Here is a 25,003-nt window from a genome sequence, read left to right on the forward strand (position 1 = left end):
TCAACTTCGATTATCTTGATTGAACAATCTTGTTTATCAGTATGTACTGATTATTAGATGTGATGCAACACATAAATAACTGGTCGAACATTCCGACCACGACCCGAAGGGAGGCTCGCCAATGTCGCATAAACCTCACGCCCTGCTGGTCATGAATCGCGAAACCTTTGCCGATCAGTTCGACTCCAAGCGACTGGACCGGCTGGCGCAGCTGGTCGATCTGGGAGCGCAACCGTGGACAGATTCTTTGGAAGATCCTGCAGTGTCCGGGCGTCTGGAAGATGTTGAAATCCTCGTCACCAGCTGGGGCGTCCCGCAGCTCAATGCGGAACGGCTAAAGCGCATGCCGAAACTGCGTGCGGTGTTCCACTGCGCCGGAACTGTCCGAAGCTTCGTCACCGACAATCTGTGGGACAGGGGCATCACGGTCACGAACGGCGCTGACGCGAATGCCATCCCGGTAGCCGAGTTCACCTTCGCTTCGATTGTCTTGGCAGGAAAAAAGGCGCAAGTGCTGGCCAATGATGCTCGCAGCTTCCGTGAAGACTGGGGCTACGTTTCAGGCCGTGGCGAGTTGGGCAATATCGGACGCGTCATCGGCGTCGTCGGCTTCTCACGCATTGGGCGTCGTGTGGTCCAGCTGGTCCAGCAACTCCAGGACGTCACGTGCCTTGTCAGTGATCCTCACGTCGATCCCCTTCTGGTGGCGGCTGCCGGCGGCACGCTGGTCCCCTTGAACGAACTCCTGTCAAGCTCCGATGTGGTCACCATCCATGCACCGGATCTGCCCGAGACGCGCAACATGATCGGCACCGCTGAGCTCCGCATGATGAAGGACCACGCAACGCTGATCAACACCGCCCGCGGGGCCCTGGTCGACACAGCGGCCCTCGAGGTTGAGTGCGCCACGGGACGTATCCAAGCCCTGCTGGACGTCACCGAACCAGAACCCCTCCCGGCGGACTCCATCCTCTACGACCTGCCCAATGTGATCCTTACGCCTCATATAGCGGGCTCTCTGGGCACTGAAACCAGAAGAATGTCCGATGCCGCCGTCAATGACCTCGAACGATACCTCTCAGGTAAGAGTCTTGTGGCTCAGGTACTGCACGATGACCTCCGGCTCAGCGCGTAGCTAGCTACGAACGCCCGTACGAAAAACTTCACACCAAGACCCAATAGGCCGCAGCCGCGGCACCACGAAAACACCTAGGAGAAACGCAATGAAGCGCAGAACTCTCACCGCAATCGCGCTGGCACTGTCGGCCGGATTCGGACTGTCGGCCTGTGCCGGTGCCGCCGGACCGGCTGACAACGCCGGCGCTCAAGATGGCAAAACGACCCTGAGCGTATCTGTGTGGAACTACGAGGGCACCCCGGAGTTCAAGGCCCTCTTTGATGCCTATGAGGCCGCCAACCCTGGCATCAACATTGAACCTGTCGACATCCTGGCTGACGACTACCCGCAGAAGGTCACCACCATGCTGGCCGGTGGCGACACCACGGACGTCCTGACCATGAAGAACGTCATTGATTACTCCCGCTACGCCAACAATGGCCAGCTGCAGGAGATCAATGACGTGGTCGACACTGTGGGCAAGGACAAGCTCGCCGGCATCGACGCCTTCGACCTGGATGGCAAATACTTTGCCGCACCATATCGTCAGGATTTCTGGCTCCTGTATTACAACAAGGACATGTTCAAGGCTGCCGGTATTGCTGACCCCACAGACCTGACATGGGATCAGTACGCGGATATCGCCAAGAAACTGAGCACTACCAAGGACGGGAAAAAGGTTTACGGAACTTACCAGCACACCTGGCGTTCTGTTGTTCAGGCCATCTCGGCTGCCCAGAACGACGCTGATCAGAACAGCGGGGAGTACGGTTTCATGAAGGATCAGTACAACACGGCACTCGATCTGCAGACGAGCGGCGCCACCCTTCCCTACGGCACAGCCAAGAGCCAGAAGACCAGTTACCGCACCATGTTTGAGACCGGACAGGCCGCCATGATGCCTATGGGCACCTGGTACATTGCCGGGATTTTGGAGGCGAAAAAGGCGGGCAAGACGGACGTTAACTGGGGTCTGGCTCCCATGCCTCAGAAGACGGCCGACGGCGAGATCACCACGTTCGGTTCTCCGACGGCTTTCGCGGTCAACAAGAACGCTAAGCACTCCGATGAAGCAAAGAAATTCATTCAATGGGCTGCCGGTGCTGAAGGCGCCAAGGCAATCTCCGCTATTGGTGTGGTGCCAGCCCTCCAGGATGCCTCGGTGACAGAGGCCTACTTCACCTTGGACGGAATGGCTACGGACGAGCTGTCGAAGAAGGCCTTCTCGCCCGATAAGACAGCATTGGAAATGCCCGTCAGCGATAAGTCAGCAGCCACGGACACCATCCTCAACCAGGAGCATGACCTGATCATGGTTGGCGAAAAGTCCGTCGATGACGCCATCACCGAGATGGACAAGCGCGTCAAAAAAGAAGTTCTCAACCAGTAACACTCCCACCGGTACGGTGCCGCGCCGTGGCTCACCTGAGCCCAGCGCGGCACAGTACCGGACCTGAACACTCCGGATTCTGAAATGGAGGAACGCTCCCAGTTCCGGGAGCGGTCATCATGACTACTGAAACAACTACTCAGGCCACGGCACCATTGCTCGGCCGTGGCAACAGGAAGCAGGCCAGGCGCAACGCGCTCATCGGATGGTCATTCATCCTGCCCAACTTCCTTGGATTTCTGGCCTTCACACTCATTCCCGTGCTGGCCGCCTTCGCCCTCTCCTTCATGGAATGGGACTCCTTCAGCGCGCCCAAGTGGGTGGGCCTGGAGAACTTCCAACGTATGCTCGGCAGTGACTCTTTCTGGATTGCCCTGCGCAACACCTTGTTGTATGCCCTCGGCCATGTGCCGCTCACCATGGGACTGGCCCTTGTCTTGGCCATGCTGCTCAACCGCAAGCTCAAGGGCATCGGCTTTTTCCGTGTGGCGATTTTCTTCCCCTACATCACCTCACTGGTGGCCGTCGCCGTCGTTTGGAACATGCTCTTCAGCCCAGAGACAGGTCCCATCAACCAGTTCCTGCAAACAGTCGGCGTAGCCAATCCCCCGGGTTGGACCTCAAGCTCCGACTGGGCCCTGCCCGCAGTCATTATCACCAGCGTGTGGCGCGACATGGGCTACTACATGATCCTGTACTTAGCCGGACTGCAGGCAGTTCCCGCCGAACTCTATGAAGCCGCCGAAGTTGACGGCGCCAATGCCTGGCAGCGCTTCTGGAATGTCACGATCCCCTCACTTCGACCCACCACCTTCTTCGTCCTGGTGATGCTGACAGTTTCCAGCTTCAAGGTCTTTGACTTGATCGTCGTCATGACCGATGGCGGCCCCGGCCGGTCCACCACTGTCCTGTCTCAGCTGATTTATCAGGAAGGTATTGGTGAAGGGAAGTTCGGCTACTCGTCGGCGATTTCCTTGGTGCTGTTCCTGATCGTCTTAACGGTGACCGTCCTGCAGTTCAAAATCCAACAGCGAAGGGAACGCTAATGACTAACATGGCAGAAAAGCTCAAGGCCGAAGCGCCCCTTCTGGGCACTGAGCTGACCACTGGCCGCCGCGGCCCTGGTTCACCGCAAAAGTCCGGACGGCTCCGGCACAAAACGCGCGAACAGAAGTCACGCACCATCAATATCGTCGTATACGGTGTACTCGTTGTCCTGGTGTTTGCGCTCCTCGTTCCCTTCTTCTGGATGATTTCCTCCTCCCTAAAGGAAAACAATCAGGTTCTCACGGTTCCCATCCAATGGATCCCCCAGGAGTTCGTGTGGAGCAACTACACGGAGATCTGGACCCGGATTCCCATGATGGGCTACCTCCAGAACTCGCTGTACCTAGCCGTCATCATCACTTGTTTGCAGGTTCTCACCGGCTCGCTGGCCGCCTACGGCTTTTCAAAGGTCCGTTTCCCGGGCCGCGATGTGTTGTTCCTGGCGTACATCGGTACGATCGCTGTTCCGTGGCAGGCCTACATGGTGCCGCAGTACATCATGATGCAGCAGCTGGGGCTTACCAACAGCTTCACCTCACTGATCCTTTTGCAGGCCTTCGGTGCGTTCGGGGTGTTCCTGATGCGCCAGTACTACATGACCATTCCTGACGAGCTGTGCGAAGCGGCACGCATCGATGGTCTGAGTGAGTACGGCATTTGGGCCCGCGTCATTCTGCCGCTGTCCAAGCCGGCACTGGCCAGTCTTGCGTTGTTGACCTTCGTGAACACGTGGAACGATTACATGGGTCCGTTCATTTACCTCACCAGCAACCGCCTCTGGACGGTTCAGCTGGGGCTCCGCTCTTTCGTGGGCCAGTTCGACGCCGAATACGCCATGATCATGACCGGCTCGGTCATCTCGGTAGTGCCCATCCTCATCATCTTCTTGATCGGGCAGCGCTACTTCATCCAGGGCATCGCCACCAGCGGAATGAAAGGATGAGTGCTGTGAGCCAGCACCTGACACGGCCAAAGCGGCGCCGGTGGGTCGGGCCAGGATTTGAAACCTTTGGGAGCATGTTCGCGTTCGTATACACGTTCCTCGCCGGAAACGTGTTGCTCGCTCTGGCCAATGCCCCGCTCGTTTTCTGTCTAGCCTTGGTGGCGGATCCTGCAACGGCTTGGCCGTTCTTCCTAATCCTCTCGGTCACGATTGCCCCGTCGCTCGCCGGTATCTTCGACTCCTTCCGTGCATTGAATGACGATGCCGGAACGGTCAAGCCAGTGGCTGCGTTCCTCAAGGGATACAAGCGCTGCTTCAAGCGAACCGCACTGCTCGGCGTGCTCGCCGTCGCGGTGCTGCTGTTCCTCGGTTTGGATTTGGTAGCCGTTCAGACAATGCCGGGGGCTGCAGTTCTCGTCCCGTTGATCGTTATGGTTGCCGCAGTCTCGGTGAGCCTGACGGTGACGACGATTGTCGGCGTTGTAAACCTTCCTGACACCGGCCTCAAGAGCATCCTGAAGGCCGCCCTGTATCTGGTAGTTCAGCGGTGGTATCTCAGCCTTGGCATGTTCCTTCTGCTGGGAATCATCGTATCGGCCGCGGTGTTGCAACCAATTCTCGGCGTCGCCCTAGCGCCGGCGCCGCTGCTGTTCGTCATCTGGAGCAACGCCTCATACGCTTTCCATGCAGCCTTGCGGTCCCAATAGATCTTCCGAAAAGGAATCTTTGCCAGGAACCAATTTTAGGGACCGTCGCCGGAAGAGTTCGCCATCACAGCCAATTCATCTTCTGGCTCTGGCTCTCGAGTCCGTCGGGACATGAAAGTCGATCTTTTGGGCCTCCACCAGGATTCTCATTTTCGGTGAACTATTGTCCATGGTGTTGATTTTGCAACACGACGGAAGCAGTGCAGTAATAGGCGATCGCTCTCATTTTGCAGGGACCTGCCATCGTGTTTCTCCGGATGCGCCCATGCCGTTGATGAAATTCAAGAAGACACCACGGAATAGTTCACATGGAGCAAGGGATTGAAGGCGAGGCTCGCCCTTTGCGCGTCGTCCATGGCTGCTCCGCTATTGTGCACTGTGCTCCGCGCAACACGACAAATTCCCGGGTGAGGTAGACAATGCCGTGCACCGACCGCTGCTCGTGGGTGCCACGATAGCTTCGGGTATCGCGGTGACACAGCGGAAAACACTGTAGTCGGGACCACTGTTGAGCGAAAGCGGTTTGGGTGCGCTTAGCGATTCCAAGGCCAAATACCTTCGCGCAGAAATAGCGACGGCGCCAGGCACCCACACTTTTCGAATGCCACCTCGGCCCTTGATACATGGGCATGACCTAAGTGTCAAGGGCCGTGCCGGGCGGTAGTACTCACTGCCTGGCAGTGCCCGACTGATGGTAATACTGCTCTGATCTGCATTAGTCAGGCAGGACGTGGCACCTAGAAGTGAGCAGGACAGCCACAATGAATCTGGATTGACTCGTGGTGCCAAAACCGAATTTGGGGAATCCAGATAGTTCTGCCTTAATTGTCCGAGACTCTTGCTCGAATGAAGAATTCCGTAAACTTCAGCAAATCTAGCGCGACATCAAATCATCGACCCACACGTCCACATCCACTACTGATGGATTCTTTCTAAGGCGCAGCTCGTCTGGCCCCGAACCCACCCAGCTGCTTGCTACCTTCACATTCCGCAGCACCGACTCCAAGACCTCAGTGGGGACGGGTTTATGCCCTACGCCGTAGTCATCAAGAAGGAGCCATAACGTACCGCTGCCACGTCGCGCGTCAATAAAGGGGCGCATGTTTTTTGTAAGGAAGAATGCATCCTTTACGTTCTGGAGGTAGACGATGTCGTTGACGTGTCCCTTGGCATAATCTGCTTGCAATTGCATGACCATGTTGTCACGCATGACTCGCACCGCAGGAGTAGTTCCGACTGCATTGAAACAGTGCTTGAGATACGGCGCAAGGTTAGGATTTGGGGATTGGCTGAGATCTATCCTGGGATTTGCCACAACTGTGATTGCATTCTCTACGGTTCGGCTAAATAGGAGGGCCGCAAATCCCCCGCCCGAAGCGCCAAAGAAGATCGGCCGGGAAAAATGGTGTGACCGTACAACATGTGAGAGAACATGAGGAAGATCTTCCATCAGAGGCTGTCTCCTATTGCCCATGAACCATGTAAGACGGAGGCTCTCATCCATACCCAGTGATGGATCGGAAATTGATAGCAGATTCATGTTAAGTCGCTCCGCAAGGCGTTGGCCCGAGAAAACCGGCAACGTTTGCATATTGTTGCTCAGCGCCGAATGGAACATGATTAGCGTGCTGCGGGACCCTATGTTCACGTTCAATAGATCCAGTGGCAGTCCCTTATAGGAGATGGTGGAGATTCCCTCGTGGACATCCGCAGCAAGAAACTCATCGATGCTCGCATACGTGTGGATGTCAAAGGCATTGAATCTACTCAAATTCCTCTTGGCCATTAGATACCTAGTACTCTTTTTGTTCGCGTGGGAAAGTTTCTACATCGTGCCAGATTCGGTTACGACAAATGTTTGGCCAGCTCAGGTGAGACGAACTCGGCAAACTTTTCGTGACCGGTGCTGTTCAGATGCAGTTCGTCGTAGAAGTAGCTCGCATCGCCGGCAAGGGCAATCTCACCGTCAATAAGCGGCAGGTTGTTTTCCCGTGAAAAGTTCCTCACTTCCGCACAAAACGCTCGCCGACGTTGTAGACCCAATTCATAGTTTTCTCGACTTCGTCGGTAGAGCCTCCTTAGAGGAGCGTCGGAAGCAAAATCAGCCACCCTGAATGGCGCCGTACCCAAAATGAGATTCAGCTGCAGAGCCTTTGACGCTGCAGCAAGGAGGGTCAAGACGGAGCTAAAGGCTTCGATCTCATGAACCAGCTGCGGATTTCCTACCCCGGAGGCCGGAAGCAGTGCGGCTCCTCGTTGGCTTCCGTTCCAGTATGAGCCGTCCTTGTACAGGTTGTCTCTATCGCTATGCGGAGCGAAAAAAACGATCGTTGATCCTGGGCCAACGGTTGGATACACCTTGTTGATCAATGAATTCAGCAACTGAAGTGAGGTTGATCCAGAGTACCCAGCATTGAGGAAACGGTACTTTTCGCTGTCCTCATTAAGGTTCCGTTCCACCTGAGAAACGAACCTCAGCTCCTCCGCGGAATACATCGATTCAACGAAGGAATCACCCATAATAACGATTGGTTGTAGATGGCTACCCCCTTCAAAGCCTGTCTTCATAAACCCCTGATCATCTACACGGCAAATGTAGGGTTCAACAACCAGCGAAGAATCCGAACATTCAATTTGCTCTTCCGAGGGTGTATGAAATCTCTCTGTTGATGGTGGGAGCTCTTTTAATCTGATGTATCTCTTCATGCGTTCTTCTTTCCACCGTGAACTCAGGACCCTTTCGGATCCCGTAAAAACCAGATCCGAACCCGGAGTGCAAGCTGTCAGTTATAGGATTTCCTCGAGCCAGCTGGCAGCTACAGTCGACGCTTCAAACTTTGCACTATAGCTGCGTGCCGCGGTGGCTTCTGCTTCAAAGAGAGCCGGGTTGCTCGCCAATCCATGGACGAAGTCGACTCCCGCGGCCGAGTCTGAAACCTTCCACCGTGATCCAAAAATTCCTTCAACTCCTGGGCGAGGCCAAAATACTGGCACGGATCCACTGGCCATGCCCTCGGCTGGCGCCAGGTGAAAACTCTCATCCGAACTCGGGGAGAGCATGAATCCGATTTTCCTCATCCATGAGCCCATATCTGCCCCGAACGGCTCAAAAACAACAGCCTTTCGGAGCCTTTCATCGGCCCCGATATCGGCAAATATCTGACGGTAGGCCATTTGTTGTGTGGGCTTGTTCCATTCGTAGGAGTACTCCCAAGGCATGCGTCCACGCACGTGAAGCGTGTACCGCTCATCCTTCTCCAAAAGCCCTGCCAGTAAGTCGACTGCGCGATCTAGGCGCTTACGTACGGGAACAATTCCAACAATTCCCAGCCGGAATTCGCTGCCACTGAGCTTCGGACGGAACAAGTCAATGCCCTCCACCGCGTTCGGGATGACTCGAATATTTGCCTCTTCCCATCCTGGAGTAGCCCGCACACGCTCTTCGTAGAGCTCCGAGACGCACACAAGTGTGTCAATCTCAGCCACATCAATGTTGGGCAGCCACGGGCCTCGCAACTCGAACATGTGCAAGCGAACTATCAGCTTCTGCCTCCGCCGCTTGTTCTGCGAGTACCAGACGGCGTTCGGCCCAGCCCATTCGCAAATGATGACATCAGCCCATTCAAGCAACTCTCGAGACTGGGCTTCTTGGTGAGTGTGAAGTGTGGGCCAGCGATCAAATTTCAGCTCAATGTCATCCCGGGCGGAAAGAGCTGTGACTAGTTCGCCGGCGAATTTGAAGTCATGACTGGCCAGGACCACGCGAGTTTTTCGTTTTCCCCGAGGGAAAAGTGAGTAGTCTGCTTCTGCGGCGCGGAAGTAGGATTCAAGTCGCTGCGCCGAGGCAGAAATTGAGAAGGACGTTACAGCCTCTCTCACTCGATAACGAAGTTCCTGCTTGACAGTTCCCAAAGACTCAATGACTTTCAGTACCAAGTCTGTGTCGTCATCATCCAGGAAAAGTGGGTAGTCAGCTCCAAATATCGCTTCATGCGCCGCCGTCCTGTTAATCAGTGGTGGCACCCCCATAGCCGCGGACTCGAGCACTTTCGTAGAGATCTCGAAACTGTCGTCCATTTTCCTACTGCGCCAGCTGAGGGAGATGTCATGTTCAGCCACCGTCCGGGCTGCTTCATCGCGGGGCATCCCGCCACGCCAATCGACTCCACCATTGTGTATGGCCGTCTCCATGTGAGCCGCCCAATGCTTATGCGCTGGATCATGCTGGAATTTGTCACCAATCATTGTCACTGTGGCAGAAATCCCAGCATCGATGAGGGCGGCTGGCAAACCACACATTTCCAGGGTGCGCCACTCTTTGGCGAACTTCCCTGAGTACACAATCCGGGTTATTTCTTCATCAGATTCCCGAGGCATGAAGGCGTAGTACTCATCGGGAACCATAGGATTCAGGACAAGCGTCTTGCCGCAGGCTTCGGGGATAGCGGCCTCGATGTAGGACTGCGCATCTCGTGTCTGGGCGAAGACACGTTGGCACGCTCCAATGCCGGTGCGTAGTTTGTTAAGCCGCGCCGCCCCGATTTTTTCAATCGGGTGAGGAATATCAGTCATGTAGATCCATGACTTGTGATTGAGCTGAACTGAGTTTGCCACATGAGCGCAAACCTTCGAGCCCCGGCAAATCACAATGTCGTAAGGGTTGGCGCGGTCTATCTCCGCCAACCTTTGAGCTGCCGCCCTGGGGGCAAATTCCGGCGCATCGGATTCACTTCCATCGTGCTCTGGCTGAATGATCTCTACGTTTGGCAGTTCTTCAATTCGGCCCAAAAATCCATCTCTTGTGACACGTGCCTTCAGCAGCAGAGTCACCTGAGAATTCGTCGCCGCCAATGCCTCAGCCATAGATACCAGCCAGATAGCTGAACCATCGATGATGTTGAGGTTGACGTCTCCGTAGAGGAGAATCCGGCGTTCATGACCTCGTAGAGGATCAATAGCTGTCTCAGTTTTTTGATTCAAGAGCATTACTTCTTCTCCCCTGCCACATACTCGTCTACTGCATTCACAAACCTCACGGAAAGCCCCTCGGTCCAAGTTACATCGGTGCTCTCAAATCCAAATACTCCAGTTGATCTCTTACGAAACTCATTAGTGTAGGGGCTGGGGACTGAATCTGTTGCGATAAACCACACGGGATTTCCGGCGCTTGTTGCCGCTTCGATGGTGCTGCTGAGCTCAGCAAATAGGAGCGTCCCCGTCGCAGAATCGGCGCCATACCAGGGTCCACTCTCAAATGCTTTTTGATCGATGACAACCATCCCGGCACCGATCCTTGCAATTTGTTCGCGGGCAAAGCTCGGAGACAACTCCGTCACGTCATAAAGCCCCTCCAGAGCACGCCTCAGTCTGGGCGAAAGAACACCTGCAATCTTTGGAAGTGCGTTCCCCCGTCCACCTTGCCCCAAAAGTTCAAAGAGGACAGACTGGCGCACAGTAGATTCCGGGACGCTTGCAGCCGTTCTGCCAATCACGATGCCGGCGGAGGGTTCATGGGCCACCGCGGAGGAAATTGCCACCGGCGCCACATTATTCGGCATGGCCACGCGCGTCGACTCGGATAGCCGCGTCATTTCAGCGCGCAGCGATCGGTTCAGTGTTTCAAATCGCGTATCGAGCTCCGCGCGACGAAATTTACGTGACTTCTCCGCTGTGGCGGTCTTCCATTCAAGCTGGATGACCCGCAATGTCAGGAGAGCCACCACTATAGCGATCACCAGGCTGCTGGCTGAGGAAAACAGTCTCGAGGACATGAAAATATACGCCACGGCGAGCGCCACACACACGGTCAATAGTGCGGCAACAACTTGAAACAGGCGACTCTTCTGCAGTAACCCCAATAAGTGCTTCACGTTAGCTCGCCACCAATGACGCCTGGTTGGACCCCTTATTGACTCGCATGATGCCGCGAGTATCTACTACCGCGCGCTCACCAAATACGGTTTGGTCAAGTGTCTTCACTTCGTCGTGATCCACCAAAATAGCCACCGCACCAGAGCGATCAATCGCCTCATCAATGCTTCGCAGATTGACATTGCTAAATGCGTCAAAGGCATTGGGTAAGACATCCACGTGCGGCTCCGCAATGTTGAGCAAGCGATTCGGTAGACGTTCCGCTAGTTCCAAAGCAATGGCAACGGCCGGCGACTCACGCAGGTCATCAATATTGGCCTTGAAGGCCAGACCGAGAAGCGCCACCTCTGAATTTGCTGGTAACGCTTCGATCTCAGCGATAACCTTGTCGACAACCCAACGTGGTTTCGCATCGTTGACCTCACGCGCCGTACGGATAAGTCGTGACTCCTCGGGAGCCCCAGCCACGATGAACCACGGATCCACGGCGATGCAGTGTCCACCCACGCCAGGACCCGGCTGAAGAATGTTCACACGAGGGTGGTGGTTAGCTAGCTCAATCAATTCCCAAACGTTGACACCAAATTTCTCGGAGATCACGGAAAGCTCATTGGCGAAGGCGATATTGACGTCGCGGAACGAGTTTTCCACCAGCTTGGCCAACTCAGCCGTCGCAGCGTCGGTAATAAGCAACTCCCCTTCACAGAAAACTGAATACAGATCGCGTGCCAGCTCAGCGGCTTCCGGTGAAACGCCGCCGATGATGCGGTCATTGCTGACCATCTCATCCATGATCTTTCCAGGCAGTACACGTTCCGGGCAGTGCGCCACATGAATGACGGTTTTACCCTCGCCGGCGTGCAATGCGAGGTCGGGACGCAGCTCGATCAAGAATTCACCCAGACGTTGGGAGGTTCCGGGAGGCGATGTCGACTCCAAAATGATCAATTCGCCACCCACCAGCTGAGGCGCAATCCCTTCAGCTGCAGCATGGATGTATTTCACGTCCACACTCTTATCTGCCATGAATGGGGTAGGAACCGCCACGATGTAGGCATCAGCTGCCGGCGTCGATGACATGGCGCTGAGAAAACCGTCAGCTACCGCTTTCTTGACTACTACGCTCAGCCCCGGCTCAACAAAGGGAACTTCACCGGCGTTCACAGCTGCGATGGTCTTGTCGTTGACATCCACTCCGCTAACGCGCAGACCCTTGCTGGCAAGGATGGCCGCGGTGGGTAGGCCAATGTAGCCGAGCCCGATCACTGCAACATGATTAATCGTATTCATGGTTATGTGCTCCTAAAAGAAGATCTTGGATGTGTGGGTAGCCAGAGATAATCCGTCACTGTCCGCAGCCAGTGCCGCGTGTGGTTTACCTGTCAGGCGGAGGTAGTTGAAGCGGTCGGCTGAATAGATGGTGCCACCGCTGTTGTGTAGGCGGTCAAGGAAATCCTGTTCCGGCTCCTGCACGTCGTTAGAAAAGGGCAGGAGCCTGAAACGCTCAATCTCTGCCGTGATGGTGGACCCGAGAACTTCGGTGGTCCAGTGGTGTTCGCTCTGGCGTGACTTCCATTTGCCTTGGCCAGTCTTTATCTTGAGCGAATAGTGCGCTCGTTTACCCACGACGTCTGCCTCTGAATATGCCAAGGCAAACAGCTGATCCTTGAGATAGTTTGGCCCGTAGTGGTCGTTGGCATCCATCAGCGCCACAATATTTCCGGCTGCTACCTCGATCGCCTTGTTGAGGCATTCAGCGCGGGAATCTCTTGAACCAGTTCCCAGAACTGCGATTGCCAACGATGGGAATCTCTGCCCAAGTCCCTCGATCTCATCGTGGTTCAGCTTAAAGCCGTGTGTCACCAGGACCAGTTCAAGCGCCACGCCGCGTTGTCCTCCCAGAGTTTCCATGACGTGCGGTATCTGTCCGCTGTCTTCAACAAGCACGACGGCGGATACTCGTCTGGGACTCGCTCCCCCAGCTAGGTGTGGGGCAACAGCTGAGAGGACGCTCTCGCAACGGTGTTGATATGTGTGTTCTGCCCAGATGCGGCGCTGTGCCAGGTGCAGTCCCTGCTCGCCAGCAAAAGGATCGCGGGTCAAGGTGATGACGGCTTCTGCGACGTCGTCCTCGGTTGCACAAATATGGATCTCGCCCAAGGCAAATAGCTGGCTGAGTGCCTTGCTCGGTGTGGAAATGACGTTGGTGCCAGAAGCCAAAATTTCGAACACTCGGCGCGCACACATGGTTGATGATTCCGTGATGGTATTGACGTTCATCATGACCTTATAGGCCTTGTAGGCCGTCAGCATCTGTGAATAGTCAAGGCTGCCGACAACGTACGTGTTTAGTTCCTTCGGGAACTGGTATTTTTCGGCGCCCCCGAGTTGTCGCGAGAAGATCTCCAGGCCGTTCTCCATCAATGGTGAAAGCCTTGCCGCAGTTCCCAGAAGCAGGTCCATTTGCTCACGTCGTGAATCATATTTCTCTGTGAAGTACATGCCACCAAAGGCAACGTCACGCTCATGCCATCCCGCTTCCGGACGCGCAGGGTTGTGGATTCTCGGCTGTGCTGCAAAAGGTAAGAGCCCGACCCTTTCATGGCCAAGGTCCCGAAGATAGTCCGGAATCCTGTCGGCATCCGTTGTATAGACGAAGTCAAAGAGACGGGCAGCAGCAAGGAAATCTCCGTAGTGCACGGGGTCTTCCTTGTTCCAGAAAACTGTAGGAATGCCCTTGCCAGCAAAGTGCGCCACGATGTCGGAAAGCTCAGAACCTTCATGGTTTTCACCGTCGAGCTTTCCGAACCACTCCTTCTTATAGCCTGACCATGCCGACTCCACGAAGAGGAGATTGAAATCCTCGGCTTCCACTTGGTGCCGCCAGGTTTTCCTGGACAGTGGAGTGCAGTTCCACTCGCTGCCAAATGCCAAGCCTGAAAAATCATCAAGGATAACGGCGGCCCTAACTTGAGGGTTCCGAGGCCCAAGATCCCGGTTGAGGACGGTTGAGGCAAATTCAAGGCGCCGTGCATTTCCCGACCCTGACCATGTGCCTGTGGCTCCCACGGCAGGTTCAGGGGCAGCTATTTGGCTTGACGAGTTCTTCGATTGTGCCCAGGAACGGACTTGACTGAGTCCACCTTTACGGAGGTGCCACAAGGCAGTTCGTACGGTTGGCACCACGTCCTTGCGGGTATCCGTTGCAAGGTTTGTTTGCTCACCCTGCGGAGGGTCTACCATCTAGGATCCTTAAATCTCGTCACTTCGGCAAAGGCCAGCTTGTTCTGACCAGCGCTGCAATTTAGTTAGCCAGCTATTTGTGAACAGCGGGTGAACGCAAGGGATCCTTGGATGGTTAGCTGGGTGAAAGCTGAAGGAACGCTGCCAATTCCCATTGGCAACGGCGGGTTAGTGCTCTAGTGACCTAGTAGGGTAAAGGAATCATCCGTAGAGCCCCGGCAGTTCTGGGGTCTGGAACATTGATCCTCCAGAGCCGTCGCTCTCCTTGCAAACCACGAAGGTGCACCATGTTTGTTGTTATGCCGATCTATGGCACGCGTCCCGAAGCCATCAAGATGGCCCCAATCGTTGCAGCGCTTCAGGCTGACCCAACGTTCGAGTGCGTGGTGACAGTTACCGGACAGCACCGTGAAATGCTCGATCAAGTCAATGATCTCTTCGGGATCAGCCCGGATCACGATTTGAATATCCACAAGGCCGGTCAGTCACTTTCAGACATCTTGACCCGGACCATTACGGGGCTGGATGAGCTGTTCAAGACTGTCCGCCCAGACGTCGTCGTCGTTCAAGGCGACACAACGACTTCCACTGCTGGGGCAATCGCAGCCTTCTACGCGGGTATCCCTGTGGTCCACGCCGAGGCCGGACTACGCTCACACAATCTCTTCTCGCCTTTCCCCGAGGAAGCCAACCGCAAGATCACAACGCAAATTGCCTCGCTGCATTTGGCACCCACCAGCACGTCCAAAGCGAATCTTCTCGCTGAAGGTGTCAACCCCGCCGACGTAGTAGTGACGGGAAATACCGTCATTGATGCTCTGCTGACTACCGTTGGTAAAGAAATCCCATTCACTGATCCTGAGTTGGAGACCCTTGCAGCTTCCGGTAAGCGCATCCTTTTGGTGACCACCCACCGTCGCGAGAACCAGGGCGATGCTATGCGAGGCGTGGGTCGCGCCTTGGCAACTTTGGCTGACTCTCACCCCGACATGGTGATTGTTCTCCCGGCACACAAGAACCCTGTCGTTCGCGAAGCAGTCCTTCCGGCACTGGAGGGCAAGAACAACGTCCTTGTGACAGAGCCCCTCCCCTACGGTGAATTCACTCGGATGTTGTCACTTGCTCACGTGGTTCTTACCGATTCCGGTGGAGTCCAGGAAGAAGCCCCGAGTTTGGGCAAGCCGGTATTGGTCATGCGTGACAACACCGAACGTCCGGAGGCCGTCGTGGCCGGCACGGTTAAACTCATTGGCACCAACGAAACCATCATCGTCAATGAGGTCAATCAGCTCCTCACGGATCAGCACGCTTTCAACGCGATGGCGAATGCGACGAACCCTTACGGTGACGGGAAAGCTGCTGCCCGCACAACAGCTGCCATCAGCGAACTCTTGGGCCAAGGTGATCGCTTGGCTGAATTTGGCGCATAGCAACTACCTTGTGGGCGGAATGTCCACCCACAAGGTAGGCGGATAGAATAGTCCGATGCCTGCCACCAAAACCCCATTTCGCCGCACTGTAGTTAAAGTGTCAGCGGCCCTAATGGTGTTACTGACAATTTGGCTCATTGTAGCGTCACAGCTGTTCTATAACGTCCATACATCCACACCCACGCAAGCTGATGCCGTGGTGATGCTAGGCGGAGCAAGTAAGGAACGACTCCTCGATGCCATGATGGTTCGGTCTGACATCAAGGCGCCTTACCTGGTAATTTCCAACACGGATACCAAAGGTAATGCCAGTGCCGATGAGTACTGCGACACTCACAGCAACGAAACGATTTACCCAGACGTCATCTGCTTTACTCCAGATCCAATGAACACCCGAGGCGAAGCTGACGCCATCGGCTTGTTGGCAACTAAACACGGCTGGAAATCGATTGTGGTCGTTACGTCGAAGTACCACATCGCTCGCGCGGAGCGATTACTGAACCAGTGCACACCGTCCAAGGTTCAGATGGTCGCCACTGACCCACAGTTTTCTCCTAAACAGTGGCTACGTCGGTTCGTCATTGAAACCGGAGGGCTGCTCACCGTGTTCCTGTACCCCGAGTGCGATTCCCCTATTCGATGAAACTGCAAGTTACGCTATCTATCCGCTGAACAAGTTGGACCAATTTGATGCCAATAGATGATACGCATGCAGAAGCAATCAGAATAGACTCACTGTCTACCACCCCTTTATCGATTTAGTCGAGACTGTATTCTTCGTGGCGATTTATGGGAGAAGAAGTTGAGATTCCTATTGTATCGATTACGGCATGATCGAAGCCCTCATCCTGCTATATAAATATTGATGCTCCTGTTCTCGGGACTCCTGACATCACGATTTAATTCTTCAGAGGTGAGGGCTTTGTTTTGATGGTGTAACGGAGGATGAGGTTGGTGCCGGGGTAGCGGGTTTGGGTACTGGTGAGGTACCGGTGAGGTGCGTGCACAGTTGAGTGGCGGCCACGGTTTTGACTTTGGCCGGTAGCGGGTCCAGTGTGATGGTGAGGTAGCCGGGCTCGGTGGTGTCGATGTCACCGCTCTGATTGAACATCTGTCGCATGAGTGCATGGGCTTCTTGATTGGCACGTTTGTAGCTGGTTTTGGTACTGCTCTCCCGCGCGAGTGTCATCGCGGTGTTGCAAGCGGCCATACGGATGCTGTGATGAATTAATTCCGTCTTGGTATCGAGGACTTGCTGGCCCGGGTTCAAATCATCGAGTCGAACCATTGTCGGGATGCTCTGATGTACTTTCTCAGCAGCAAGCGAGGCTGTTTCGGCTTCCCATACTGGTGCCATGACGTGGATATGCATGGCACTTGGTCACGATGACTTCATCAGTCCCTGCTGACGGAGTTTTCAACGCTAACAGGTTCAGGTCAGCCACTGCTGATGCTTCTGCATGCGCTTTCCGGGCGGCAACAACCTTTTGGTACGCATGGGCTTTCGCTGGTTCTGGCACCATCCGGTTCTCTTTGTCATCGCTGGAACTATATGAATCGTGTGGGTCCAGGGCGAAGTGCATGCGGGCATAGCGGAACTGGTTTTCTTGCCTCCAGCGTGAGGCCATCCGATATACCACCTCCCCAACACTCATAGTCCGGTCGGTGGTGAGGACATGGATTTGCCGGGTACCACCATTGCTTGCTGCCACGATTCGGCTGATCTGGCGGATCTGGAGCGTTTCCCCGGTGATCTTCGTCGTAGCCAGGGGCAGATCAACGAGCGTGTCAGCGACCATCCACGTCTTTAGTTCACCATGCTCGTCAGTGTAGGTGGCTTCTTTGAAGTGTTCTTCGGTGATGTCTTCTGTGGCGCCTTTGCGCCAAGTGAGCACATCAAAACCAGAAGCGGACGTGTGTTTGGACAAGGCTGGCGACCAGCCGCCACGATCAAAGCCAACCAGTACCCGCCGATCGTCACCCACCGCGGTTCGGAGTTCAGGCAGTAGGCCGCGGATTTCGGCGGCCAGAGACGCATCTGTTTCTGCCATGACCACGAACACCGGGGGCACCGTGAACGGCGATTCGTATGGCCTCCCCGGCATTGACAGTAACCGACGTAGCACTTCTGGAGTAGATCACCGGCTCAGAATGGCTAAGTTGCAAAACTGTATTGACAGGAACACCTCATGGACCCAATTTCCTGAGCAGCGAGGGCGTCGCAGAATCCACCAAGACTTCGTCGTCACCAATGCCAACGAATACATACAGCACTGCGGGTCCAACATGGACCGTCACACTCGCATCGGAAGGCAGGCTGATGCAACCAGCAACAACAAAGCAGCTACGGGACTTGGCGCTACCGAGTCCCACGACTGCAATCCGATCGACCCGTATTTGCTACTGCAAGCCTCTGCAAAACAGTTTGGGCAGTTTATCTTTTCAGTGGATTTTCCCAATTGCACCCTAGGAAGGCATTGCGTCTAGCTTCCGTAAAGCGGAAGTAGTATAATATATGGATATGCTTGCATCTATTGAGATGATTAGCAGATTCAATCAATGATTGCAATCTTGACGGGCTTTTTATTTCAAATTTTATAATGTATTCCAAAATTGACTTCAGAGAATAGAATGATGGCAAATATAGGTAAACTGGCAAATTTCTTAGATGAATCAGGCAATCGAATTGAGTACAAGGGAAATATTGATAAGCACGTAAATATTATTTTCCACGGTAGAAACAACAGAATTGTTGTACATAAGAATGCGAATTTCAATTTTCTTGATATAGAATTCTTTGGAAACGAAGGTCAAATCGAGATTGGTGAAAATCTTGGTGTAACCCCACTCAAGGCTTTTCTTAAAGTCGGTTCTGAATCTAAGATAGTAATTGGTAATAGTGTATCCAATTCTATGGTTTCTACAATTGTTGCAACGGAGGGATGCAGTATCGTGATCGGCAGTGATGTGATGCTCTCATCCGATGCGTATATCTCAACTGGAGATGAATTTCCGGTTTACGACGTTGAAAGTGGACTACGGGTTAATCCTGCGAAATCAATTCGTATTGGAAATCACGTATGGCTGGCTAGGCGCTCCACAGTTTCAGGCGGAGCGAACATCGGCGACGGCTCTGTTATCGGGTTCGGGAGTTTAGTGGATGGTGTCTTGCCTAATAATTGCATAGCTGCAGGAATTCCAGCTCGAATCATAAAGAAAAATATTGCATGGGAGCGCATTCATCTTTCCCTTAAGGAACCTTTTTATAAACCCGATGCAAGTGCAATACAGAAGTCTCCATATTGGGCACCTACAGTAGTTGACTCAACTGCTAGTACATTCTTAGGCTACGAAGTCGACGAGATCAAGATTTTTTCTAGAACTAAACTTTTCATAGTCAATATTTGGAAACGAGCTTCCTCTCGTTTCTGGAAGTAGACAAATCTCCATCGACAGCAACGTTTAGTGGAATATTCTGAAATTTAAGGAATTTTTCCTTTTGATTTAATTCTCTTCATGGAAGATTTATTCGATGAAGTTCATGTCGCCCCTTGTGTGCTGCTTTTTGGAAAGAGTTATTTTGATTTTAAAGTCGATTTTTGAGTACAGTGATGATCGTGGCAATCGAATTGTGTATGAGGGTGCTACGATGGAAGGGAAAATTACAGTAAATTTTCGAGGTATAAATAATACCTTGAAGGTGGGTCAGGGGAATCATTTTGATTTCTTTAGCGCATTGTTTGATTGCGATAATGGATTGATTGAAATTGGCAATTCATATTGCGGACTAAGCTTGAGTGCTTTCATAAGAGTTGGGCAAGATTCCAGTGTAGAAATCGGTGACGATTCTTCGAGTACCTCTATGGTTAATATTAGCGCTGCTGAAGGTTCCACAGTTCGTCTTGGAAACAAGGTTACTATGCGTTCGTCAAATTACATCTTGAGTGATGACTCGCATCCGATTTTCTCAGTTTTAGATGGTAGCCGCGTAAATTCCTCACGAGATATTCATATAGATGATAATGTATTTTTAGCCGATGGTGTAGCAGTTCTAGGTGGTAGCTTTGTTGGAAAGAATTCGTTACTTTCTAGAAACACAGTAGTTAAGAGGACTATACCTAATAATTGCCTAGTCTCTGGGTCTCCCGCGAAAATAGTGGCCAAGAATGTTTCGTGGGAGAACACGGTTTTATTGAAATAGTCGCGACATTAGTTCACAAGGTGTGTTAGTTGTAACTAAAGTTGATATTTTGAGAGAATCTTTTATGAAAACAATTCATGTGTGACAAGGACACAACAGAATTCATTTTCTTGCCATCGTGAATTATTCAGTCGAGCAATTTTATGGTTTGCACCTGGCGGTTTCTCTTGATTGTTTGTGCCAAATCAAATCGACCCGGGCCTCTTGGTATCACGATTTGATTCACTCAGAGTGAGGGATTCTTTTTGATGGTGCATTTGAAGATGAGCTCGATGCCTGGGTTCCCGGTTTGGTATTTCTTCGTGATTGGTTAGGGTGTTTAGACGACGCTTTTGGTAGCGGGCATGGGTATTTCCGGTGTTTCCAGTAGCAGCGTGGTGGGGTGTCCTGTCTCATCACTTCGGAGACACCATGTCTCATAACATCAGAGACACTTTTATCGGTGCGTTGATGACGATAGTCATTGGATGACAAACTCTCTTTCACCTCAAACTCGCGCCGCTATCATCAAGTGCGATCCGACCCAGCCTCATGCACTTTCGGTCATGGAGTTTTGCCGTTCGGTCAAGATTTCCCGCAGTGTTTTCTACAAGATCCGCAACCGTGCCCTCCATGAGTCCATGGGGGCCCTGCACCCCAGGTCACGTGCACCGAAGACTCCGGCCCGCAAATATGGCCCCTCGGTTATCAACGGGTTGGTGAAGATCCGCAAACAACTCAAAGCCGATGGCCGGGACTGCGGCCCACGCTCGATCTACTACGAAGCGAGCCAGCAAGAGAAATTCCCGGGCGGGAAGGTTCCCTCGGTCGCGACGATAGCCCGCCTGCTATCCAGTGTCGGCCACGTCGATGCAGCCCCCAGGAAACGCCCGAAATCTTCGTACATCCCGTTCGTGCGCGCCACTGTGATGTCGTTGTGGCAACTGGATGCTTTCGAGTACCGTCTTACCGGTGGGCAGCTCGTGACCATGTACCAGCTCCTCGATGACGCTTCGCGCTTCGATGTGGGCACAGCAGCGTACTCACGTTCCGAGAACAGCGCCGATGCCAAGGACGTCCTCGAACGAGCCATCACCACCTATGGCCCGGCCCCGCCGACCATGAACCTGGTGAGAGAGCTGCTGGCGAACCTCGGTCACAGCCTGGTTCGCCAAGGAGACCAAGTGGAAATGATCCACCGCCACAGCCGTGCGGGGCAGCCACATCCGTAGTGCTTTCCTGAACGCAGCGGAGGGGTCAATCGCTACGGCATGCACTCCGAGGCGCCAACCCAATGGGCGTTGGATCAGCCACGCACCAACACCGGTGTGGTCGCGGCCATCGACAACGCCCAGGACTTGACCGGTATCGAGGTCAACGATGGTTGTCATCTTTGGGGGCTCGAAGCGGTGCCAGGAGTTGGTGTCTGGGTCTTTGAAGTAGCGTACGGAACGGAAGCGGTGCTCATCGATACCGAGCATCCTTGGGCGCAAGGCATCAACATTCGGGAGCGTGAGCAGGCAGGCTTCATTCACCGCAGCCCTAACCATCCACCAAGACACGGCGAAACCGGCAGCGGTCTCGGACATGGTCCGGCCTGAGCGGATCACCGCATCTACCAAGTGATCTCGGAGCCTGCCAGTGGAGCGCGCCCGAGGAGGGACCTGTGTGGTTGATTCAAAGAATGACAGCCGCTGGCACTGCAACTCTTGGCAGTACCAGCGGTACTTTCGCCACAACACCTCAATTCGGCCGGCGACGGGAATGTCGCGGATGCGTTGGAAGCGGCGTTCCCTCCTGCGCGTGGCCACCACACCACAACTGGGGCACCCGGGTGGTTGCTCACTTTCAACAATGACTTGGCGGCAACCATCAGCGCTCAGGGTCGTTGATATGACGCGGTAGTCAGGCAGATTGAAAAGGGTGGTGGCAGCATCGACTGCCACAACGGTAGGCTCGTTCAAGGCTCGTGGTCCTGTTCAGGTTGAATGCGTAGATAACACTCATCCCAGCAGGGCCACGGGCCCTTTGCATAGCTAAATCAAGAACTCAAACCCCCACCAACCACGAAGAGCCGCCTGACGGCTGTCTAACTCACCGTGGTACCGCTTGACTTGAAAAATTCCACTACCGCAACCCAAACAACTACACATTAGTTGTTCTCTTGAGAAGTGCCGCCAGGACGACGGCATGACACTCACCCGGGAATCTGAATCCCCACGAACCACTAAGAGCCGCTCGGACTAATCCTACGAGCAATGCACTCGTATTGAAATCTGAGGACGGAACCGTCAATTGGTTTAAGCGTCAGAGATCAAGCAATCTTCATAATTTGGTGGACGACACGAGCACAGGCACTTCCATCCAAATAGGGAAGGGTCTCTGACAACCTCTTCTTATAGAGGTTGAATGGCTCCCAAGCGTTAGACTCTATATCAATCAGAGATCCTTCAACACTGCTCTGACTATTGCATACCGGTCCAAATCCATTAATTTTATAGTCAAACCAATCCTTCTTGAAGGAATGTTTTCCACTATAGATGGACTCCGAGTCAAATTGATAGTAAATAACAGGACTATTGGCAATAGCCGCTTCAGTACTTAGAGAGGAGTAATCTGTAACTAATAGACGAGTGTTTGCCAGCATCTTCTGGACAGACATCTCACGATAAGGAAGAACACTTACATGGTCCCCGAAATCAAAAAGACGAGCAAACTCTGTCAGATGATCATGAAGGGCAAATACAATATTGAGTCCATTTCGCTGTGCCATCTCTCTAATTGTCGTAGAGTTTAACAGCCCCTGCCAAGACTTATAAAAATCGGTGCCCAGAATAAAATCTCTTCGCGCAACTTCTGAATCTAGAACTGCCATATCATCCGACAGATATTTCCTCCAAGTCGGTGCGATCAAAATATTCTGACGTTCTGAGACTGGAGTTTCCTTAGACATTTTCACGAGTTTGTCATGTCGAGGAAGACCCGTCAGCTTCGCCTCACGTTTGGAAATCCGATATTGACTACGTTCTGAGACTAGAGCCTCCAATTCTGGCCGGGCACTCGTGATCATAAGTGGAAGATCTTTGGTATTCAACCATTTGGATATGTCATTCATATTCATGCCATGCTGAAGAAATACTCGCTTAGCTGATGTAGCGCCAAAACGCTTACGATCAATCAAATCGAATATTCCAGCATCCATATGTGATGATAAAATAAATTTGGCGTTAAGAACTGCAGTAATTGTTTTTTCACTACCATACGGTAGCAAATTGAAACCATCGGCACTTAAACGATTCCAGTCAGGAGCTGACTCTTCAATCAAGAACCAAATATTTACATTGGGATGATTCTTGCGGACATATCGATAGAGATGCTCCGCATTATCATCCCCGCGGTCAGGTCTGTCAATAAATATCCACGCATGCTTGTAATTTACACATACTTCAGGCTGCAAGGATGCACGCAATATTTTTGCATCTTTGCTTTTATTATGAAGAATTATCCAGTTTTGATATTTACGCTTCACGACCCTGGATAATATGTCATATACGGAACGTATAACATATTTATTATTAACCCATGCTTCTTCGCTACCTCTAGACGCTAATGCGTTGATTCCGACTATGGCCTTCTTTGTCAGGCCTCCATTAGCTTTCTTGTACTCAGATGTAACCGCATGTGGTGAGACAATCTTCGATTCGCCGGAAAGAATCAAATCTGGATCCATTTCATCTGCAAAAGACGGAAGCCTGTTGAATGGCGGCATCCTAACTATTGTGGCTTCCTTATTATCAAGCCAGATCCGAACTTTACCATGAGAGGGAAGATTCAAGATTCGTTCAGTCATTAATTCATGATCAAAGGCCCTGTTCACCACGGTATTAGTATGGACCGGCGTCACTCTCTTACCGTCGACAAAGAATTGTTCTTTGGGTTTTACACCGATATACGAATAGACGAATTTTTGAGTCTTTTTCTTCGAGGTTATGCCACCCCATCGGTAGACCGTATGGCCTTCTGACTTGACCCAAGAATTGTTCTTGAACTGGCGAATAATACCCTCAGAGAGATACCATCCATAGTTTCGAAGACTAAATTGACGCAGAACATCCACGTCTATGTACATCATTATTTCATGTAGAACCACCCAAAAATCGTCCAGCAGCTGCTTTTGTACTCCAGCAATAGGTGAATTCCAACTGCGGTCAGCAAGGAAGTACCAGTAAAGTGAATAGAGCACCGTATTTTGCGCCCATTTTGGAGTATATCCGCGATCTGCGGTAATTGAACGAAGCATTCCCAAGTGACCATATTTTGGCTCATGTGAAAATTTCTCTGGTTTGGTCCATGTCGTATCAATTAGAGAGGTGCCATTCGAGCGTTTTCTGTAGTAATAGCGGGCACTCGCTACCAGCCCTATCACCGGACGCTCAAACTTCCCTAGATATCTACCTATGAAGTCTGCATCTTCAAATCCAGGTCTGACATTTTCATTGAATCGTATTGAATTCGCTTCGATAAAATCTCTTCTAACAACCGTTGCGTGACCGCCGAGATGTACTACATGAGGTTGCTGATTTATGTCTACTAGTCTATCACCGTGCTTGAATTTCCATGCCAAAGGATGGTTATCCACGAGAATTCCAGTTTTTTCATTATAGATGACGGACCTTGTGGCCAAAAGTGATGCCATATTATGCCGGTCACGTCTCAGGAAGTCTTCCAGAGAAGCCATATAGTCTCGGTGCAGGACGTCGTCAGAGTCAACAAAAGTTATCCACTTCCCTGAACATTCTGATATACCGTGATTTCGGGCAACCGATACGCCTGAGTTTGTTTTATCCAAAACCCTAATATTGAGTCGTGATTTTTTTTGCCAATTTTCAGCAATAGATAACGACGAGTCTGTAGACCCGTCATTGACGATGATGACTTCCCATCCGCCTTCCACTTTAGACTGGCATTCAAGCGACCGGTAAAGATCCGATGCATACTCAGCATTATTATAGACTGCAATTACTACGCTGAAAAGAACTTCTTCTGAACTACTCAAAGTTGATGCTTCTTTCAAG

The 25,003-nt window shown here is 52.6% G+C and carries 20 protein-coding genes and 2 pseudogenes; 11 read left to right on the plus strand and 11 right to left on the minus strand.

Annotation, left to right across the window (positions count from 1 at the left end):
* The first annotated feature begins 121 nt into the window (after positions 1-121).
* From CVS30_RS02495 to CVS30_RS02515, 5 genes are all read left to right on the plus strand, one after another.
* Positions 122-1,135, plus strand: a complete 1,014-nt coding sequence (locus CVS30_RS02495) for a hydroxyacid dehydrogenase (RefSeq protein ID WP_110483755.1) — start codon at positions 122-124, stop codon at positions 1,133-1,135.
* Positions 1,136-1,223: 88 nt separating this feature from the next.
* Positions 1,224-2,507 carry an ABC transporter substrate-binding protein gene (locus CVS30_RS02500; protein ID WP_110483756.1) on the plus strand — a complete coding sequence of 428 codons (1,284 nt, stop codon included), beginning with the start codon at positions 1,224-1,226 and terminating at the stop codon, positions 2,505-2,507.
* A 119-nt stretch (positions 2,508-2,626) separates the two neighbouring features.
* Positions 2,627-3,553 (plus strand): carbohydrate ABC transporter permease, encoded by a 927-nt coding sequence (locus CVS30_RS02505; RefSeq protein ID WP_110483757.1) that lies wholly within the window; start codon positions 2,627-2,629, stop codon positions 3,551-3,553.
* Positions 3,553-4,497: a carbohydrate ABC transporter permease gene (locus tag CVS30_RS02510; RefSeq protein WP_110483758.1), complete on the plus strand. Its 945-nt coding sequence runs from the start codon at positions 3,553-3,555 to the stop codon at positions 4,495-4,497. Before CVS30_RS02505 ends, CVS30_RS02510 begins: the two co-directional genes overlap by 1 nt.
* Before the next feature lie 74 nt (positions 4,498-4,571).
* On the plus strand, positions 4,572-5,204 hold the full coding sequence (locus CVS30_RS02515) for a DUF624 domain-containing protein (protein WP_245934393.1): 633 nt from the start codon (positions 4,572-4,574) through the stop codon (positions 5,202-5,204).
* An 874-nt stretch (positions 5,205-6,078) separates the two neighbouring features.
* On the opposite strand, the gene CVS30_RS02520 is transcribed toward CVS30_RS02515, so the two are convergent.
* From CVS30_RS02520 to CVS30_RS02545, 6 genes are all read right to left on the minus strand, one after another.
* Positions 6,079-6,990, minus strand: a complete 912-nt coding sequence (locus CVS30_RS02520; protein ID WP_110483760.1) for a hypothetical protein — start codon at positions 6,988-6,990, stop codon at positions 6,079-6,081.
* Positions 6,991-7,049: 59 nt separating this feature from the next.
* Complete coding sequence (locus CVS30_RS02525) at positions 7,050-7,910, minus strand: SGNH/GDSL hydrolase family protein (protein WP_146233295.1); 861 nt, start codon at positions 7,908-7,910, stop codon at positions 7,050-7,052.
* Positions 7,911-7,991: 81 nt separating this feature from the next.
* Positions 7,992-10,184 (minus strand): glycosyltransferase, encoded by a 2,193-nt coding sequence (locus CVS30_RS02530; protein ID WP_146233297.1) that lies wholly within the window; start codon positions 10,182-10,184, stop codon positions 7,992-7,994.
* A 5-nt stretch (positions 10,185-10,189) separates the two neighbouring features.
* Complete coding sequence (locus CVS30_RS02535) at positions 10,190-11,002, minus strand: hypothetical protein (RefSeq protein WP_146233298.1); 813 nt, start codon at positions 11,000-11,002, stop codon at positions 10,190-10,192.
* A gap of 73 nt (positions 11,003-11,075) precedes the next feature.
* On the minus strand, positions 11,076-12,365 hold the full coding sequence (gene wecC, locus CVS30_RS02540; RefSeq protein WP_110483764.1) for a UDP-N-acetyl-D-mannosamine dehydrogenase: 1,290 nt from the start codon (positions 12,363-12,365) through the stop codon (positions 11,076-11,078).
* A 12-nt stretch (positions 12,366-12,377) separates the two neighbouring features.
* A complete protein-coding gene (locus CVS30_RS02545) occupies positions 12,378-13,949 on the minus strand; it encodes a glycosyltransferase family protein (RefSeq protein WP_181419666.1) in 1,572 nt (523 codons plus the stop codon).
* 656 nt (positions 13,950-14,605) lie between these two features.
* Here CVS30_RS02545 and wecB point away from each other — a divergent pair.
* Together wecB and CVS30_RS02555 are read left to right on the plus strand one after the other, a co-directional pair.
* A complete protein-coding gene (wecB, locus tag CVS30_RS02550; RefSeq protein WP_110483766.1) occupies positions 14,606-15,748 on the plus strand; it encodes a non-hydrolyzing UDP-N-acetylglucosamine 2-epimerase in 1,143 nt (380 codons plus the stop codon).
* Positions 15,749-15,803: 55 nt separating this feature from the next.
* Positions 15,804-16,391, plus strand: a complete 588-nt coding sequence (locus CVS30_RS02555; RefSeq protein ID WP_110483767.1) for a YdcF family protein — start codon at positions 15,804-15,806, stop codon at positions 16,389-16,391.
* A gap of 264 nt (positions 16,392-16,655) precedes the next feature.
* On the opposite strand, the gene CVS30_RS02560 is transcribed toward CVS30_RS02555, so the two are convergent.
* The gene (locus tag CVS30_RS02560; RefSeq protein ID WP_110483768.1) at positions 16,656-17,036 is read right to left on the minus strand and encodes a hypothetical protein; all 381 of its coding nucleotides are present in this window, start codon (positions 17,034-17,036) and stop codon (positions 16,656-16,658) included.
* A 25-nt stretch (positions 17,037-17,061) separates the two neighbouring features.
* Positions 17,062-17,811, minus strand: coding sequence for a putative transposase (locus CVS30_RS02565; RefSeq protein WP_146233302.1), 750 nt, complete (start codon positions 17,809-17,811; stop codon positions 17,062-17,064).
* 550 nt (positions 17,812-18,361) lie between these two features.
* On the opposite strand from CVS30_RS02565, the gene CVS30_RS02570 reads away from it, so the two are divergent.
* The 3 genes and pseudogenes from CVS30_RS02570 to CVS30_RS18215 form a co-directional block, all read left to right on the plus strand.
* Complete coding sequence (locus CVS30_RS02570; protein WP_146233304.1) at positions 18,362-19,186, plus strand: acyltransferase; 825 nt, start codon at positions 18,362-18,364, stop codon at positions 19,184-19,186.
* 103 nt (positions 19,187-19,289) lie between these two features.
* Entirely contained in the window at positions 19,290-19,949 is a 660-nt protein-coding gene (locus CVS30_RS17740; RefSeq protein WP_220033851.1) for an acyltransferase, read from the plus strand.
* A 467-nt stretch (positions 19,950-20,416) separates the two neighbouring features.
* Positions 20,417-21,037 (plus strand): annotated as a pseudogene (locus CVS30_RS18215) (transposase family protein); the annotation flags it as partial.
* Here the strand turns inward: CVS30_RS18215 and CVS30_RS18220 are convergent.
* Complete coding sequence (locus tag CVS30_RS18220; RefSeq protein WP_245934429.1) at positions 20,972-21,319, minus strand: transposase; 348 nt, start codon at positions 21,317-21,319, stop codon at positions 20,972-20,974. The pseudogene CVS30_RS18215 and the gene CVS30_RS18220 sit on opposite strands and share 66 nt — an antisense overlap.
* Here CVS30_RS18220 and CVS30_RS18225 point away from each other — a divergent pair.
* Positions 21,200-21,529: a hypothetical protein gene (locus tag CVS30_RS18225; protein WP_245934432.1), complete on the plus strand. Its 330-nt coding sequence runs from the start codon at positions 21,200-21,202 to the stop codon at positions 21,527-21,529. The genes CVS30_RS18220 and CVS30_RS18225 overlap by 120 nt on opposite strands.
* A gap of 108 nt (positions 21,530-21,637) precedes the next feature.
* Here the strand turns inward: CVS30_RS18225 and CVS30_RS18370 are convergent.
* Both CVS30_RS18370 and CVS30_RS02580 read right to left on the minus strand, forming a co-directional pair.
* Positions 21,638-21,874 (minus strand): annotated as a pseudogene (locus CVS30_RS18370) (transposase family protein); the annotation flags it as partial.
* Between the two features lie 368 nt (positions 21,875-22,242).
* On the minus strand, positions 22,243-24,984 hold the full coding sequence (locus tag CVS30_RS02580; protein ID WP_181419668.1) for a bifunctional glycosyltransferase/CDP-glycerol:glycerophosphate glycerophosphotransferase: 2,742 nt from the start codon (positions 24,982-24,984) through the stop codon (positions 22,243-22,245).
* Positions 24,985-25,003 lie beyond the last annotated feature (19 nt).

Origin of the sequence: Arthrobacter psychrolactophilus, from assembly GCF_003219795.1 — a bacterium.
Lineage (GTDB): Bacteria > Actinomycetota > Actinomycetes > Actinomycetales > Micrococcaceae > Specibacter > Specibacter psychrolactophilus.

Excerpts from the sequence above, each read along its gene's own strand:
- CVS30_RS02505 (WP_110483757.1), top strand. The coding sequence starts at position 2,627 with ATGACTACTGAAACAACTACTCAGGCCACGGCACCATTGCTCGGCCGT.
- CVS30_RS02515 (WP_245934393.1), top strand. The coding sequence starts at position 4,572 with ATGTTCGCGTTCGTATACACGTTCCTCGCCGGAAACGTGTTGCTCGCT.
- CVS30_RS18220 (WP_245934429.1), bottom strand. The coding sequence starts at position 21,319 with ATGACAACCATCGTTGACCTCGATACCGGTCAAGTCCTGGGCGTTGTC.
- CVS30_RS02555 (WP_110483767.1), top strand. The coding sequence starts at position 15,804 with ATGCCTGCCACCAAAACCCCATTTCGCCGCACTGTAGTTAAAGTGTCA.
- CVS30_RS02510 (WP_110483758.1), top strand. The coding sequence starts at position 3,553 with ATGACTAACATGGCAGAAAAGCTCAAGGCCGAAGCGCCCCTTCTGGGC.
- wecB (WP_110483766.1), top strand. The coding sequence starts at position 14,606 with ATGTTTGTTGTTATGCCGATCTATGGCACGCGTCCCGAAGCCATCAAG.
- CVS30_RS18225 (WP_245934432.1), top strand. The coding sequence starts at position 21,200 with ATGCACTCCGAGGCGCCAACCCAATGGGCGTTGGATCAGCCACGCACC.
- wecC (WP_110483764.1), bottom strand. The coding sequence starts at position 12,365 with ATGAATACGATTAATCATGTTGCAGTGATCGGGCTCGGCTACATTGGC.
- CVS30_RS02500 (WP_110483756.1), top strand. The coding sequence starts at position 1,224 with ATGAAGCGCAGAACTCTCACCGCAATCGCGCTGGCACTGTCGGCCGGA.
- CVS30_RS02525 (WP_146233295.1), bottom strand. The coding sequence starts at position 7,910 with ATGAAGAGATACATCAGATTAAAAGAGCTCCCACCATCAACAGAGAGA.
- CVS30_RS02560 (WP_110483768.1), bottom strand. The coding sequence starts at position 17,036 with ATGGTTCGACTCGATGATTTGAACCCGGGCCAGCAAGTCCTCGATACC.
- CVS30_RS17740 (WP_220033851.1), top strand. The coding sequence starts at position 19,290 with ATGTCGCCCCTTGTGTGCTGCTTTTTGGAAAGAGTTATTTTGATTTTA.
- CVS30_RS02520 (WP_110483760.1), bottom strand. The coding sequence starts at position 6,990 with ATGGCCAAGAGGAATTTGAGTAGATTCAATGCCTTTGACATCCACACG.
- CVS30_RS02495 (WP_110483755.1), top strand. The coding sequence starts at position 122 with ATGTCGCATAAACCTCACGCCCTGCTGGTCATGAATCGCGAAACCTTT.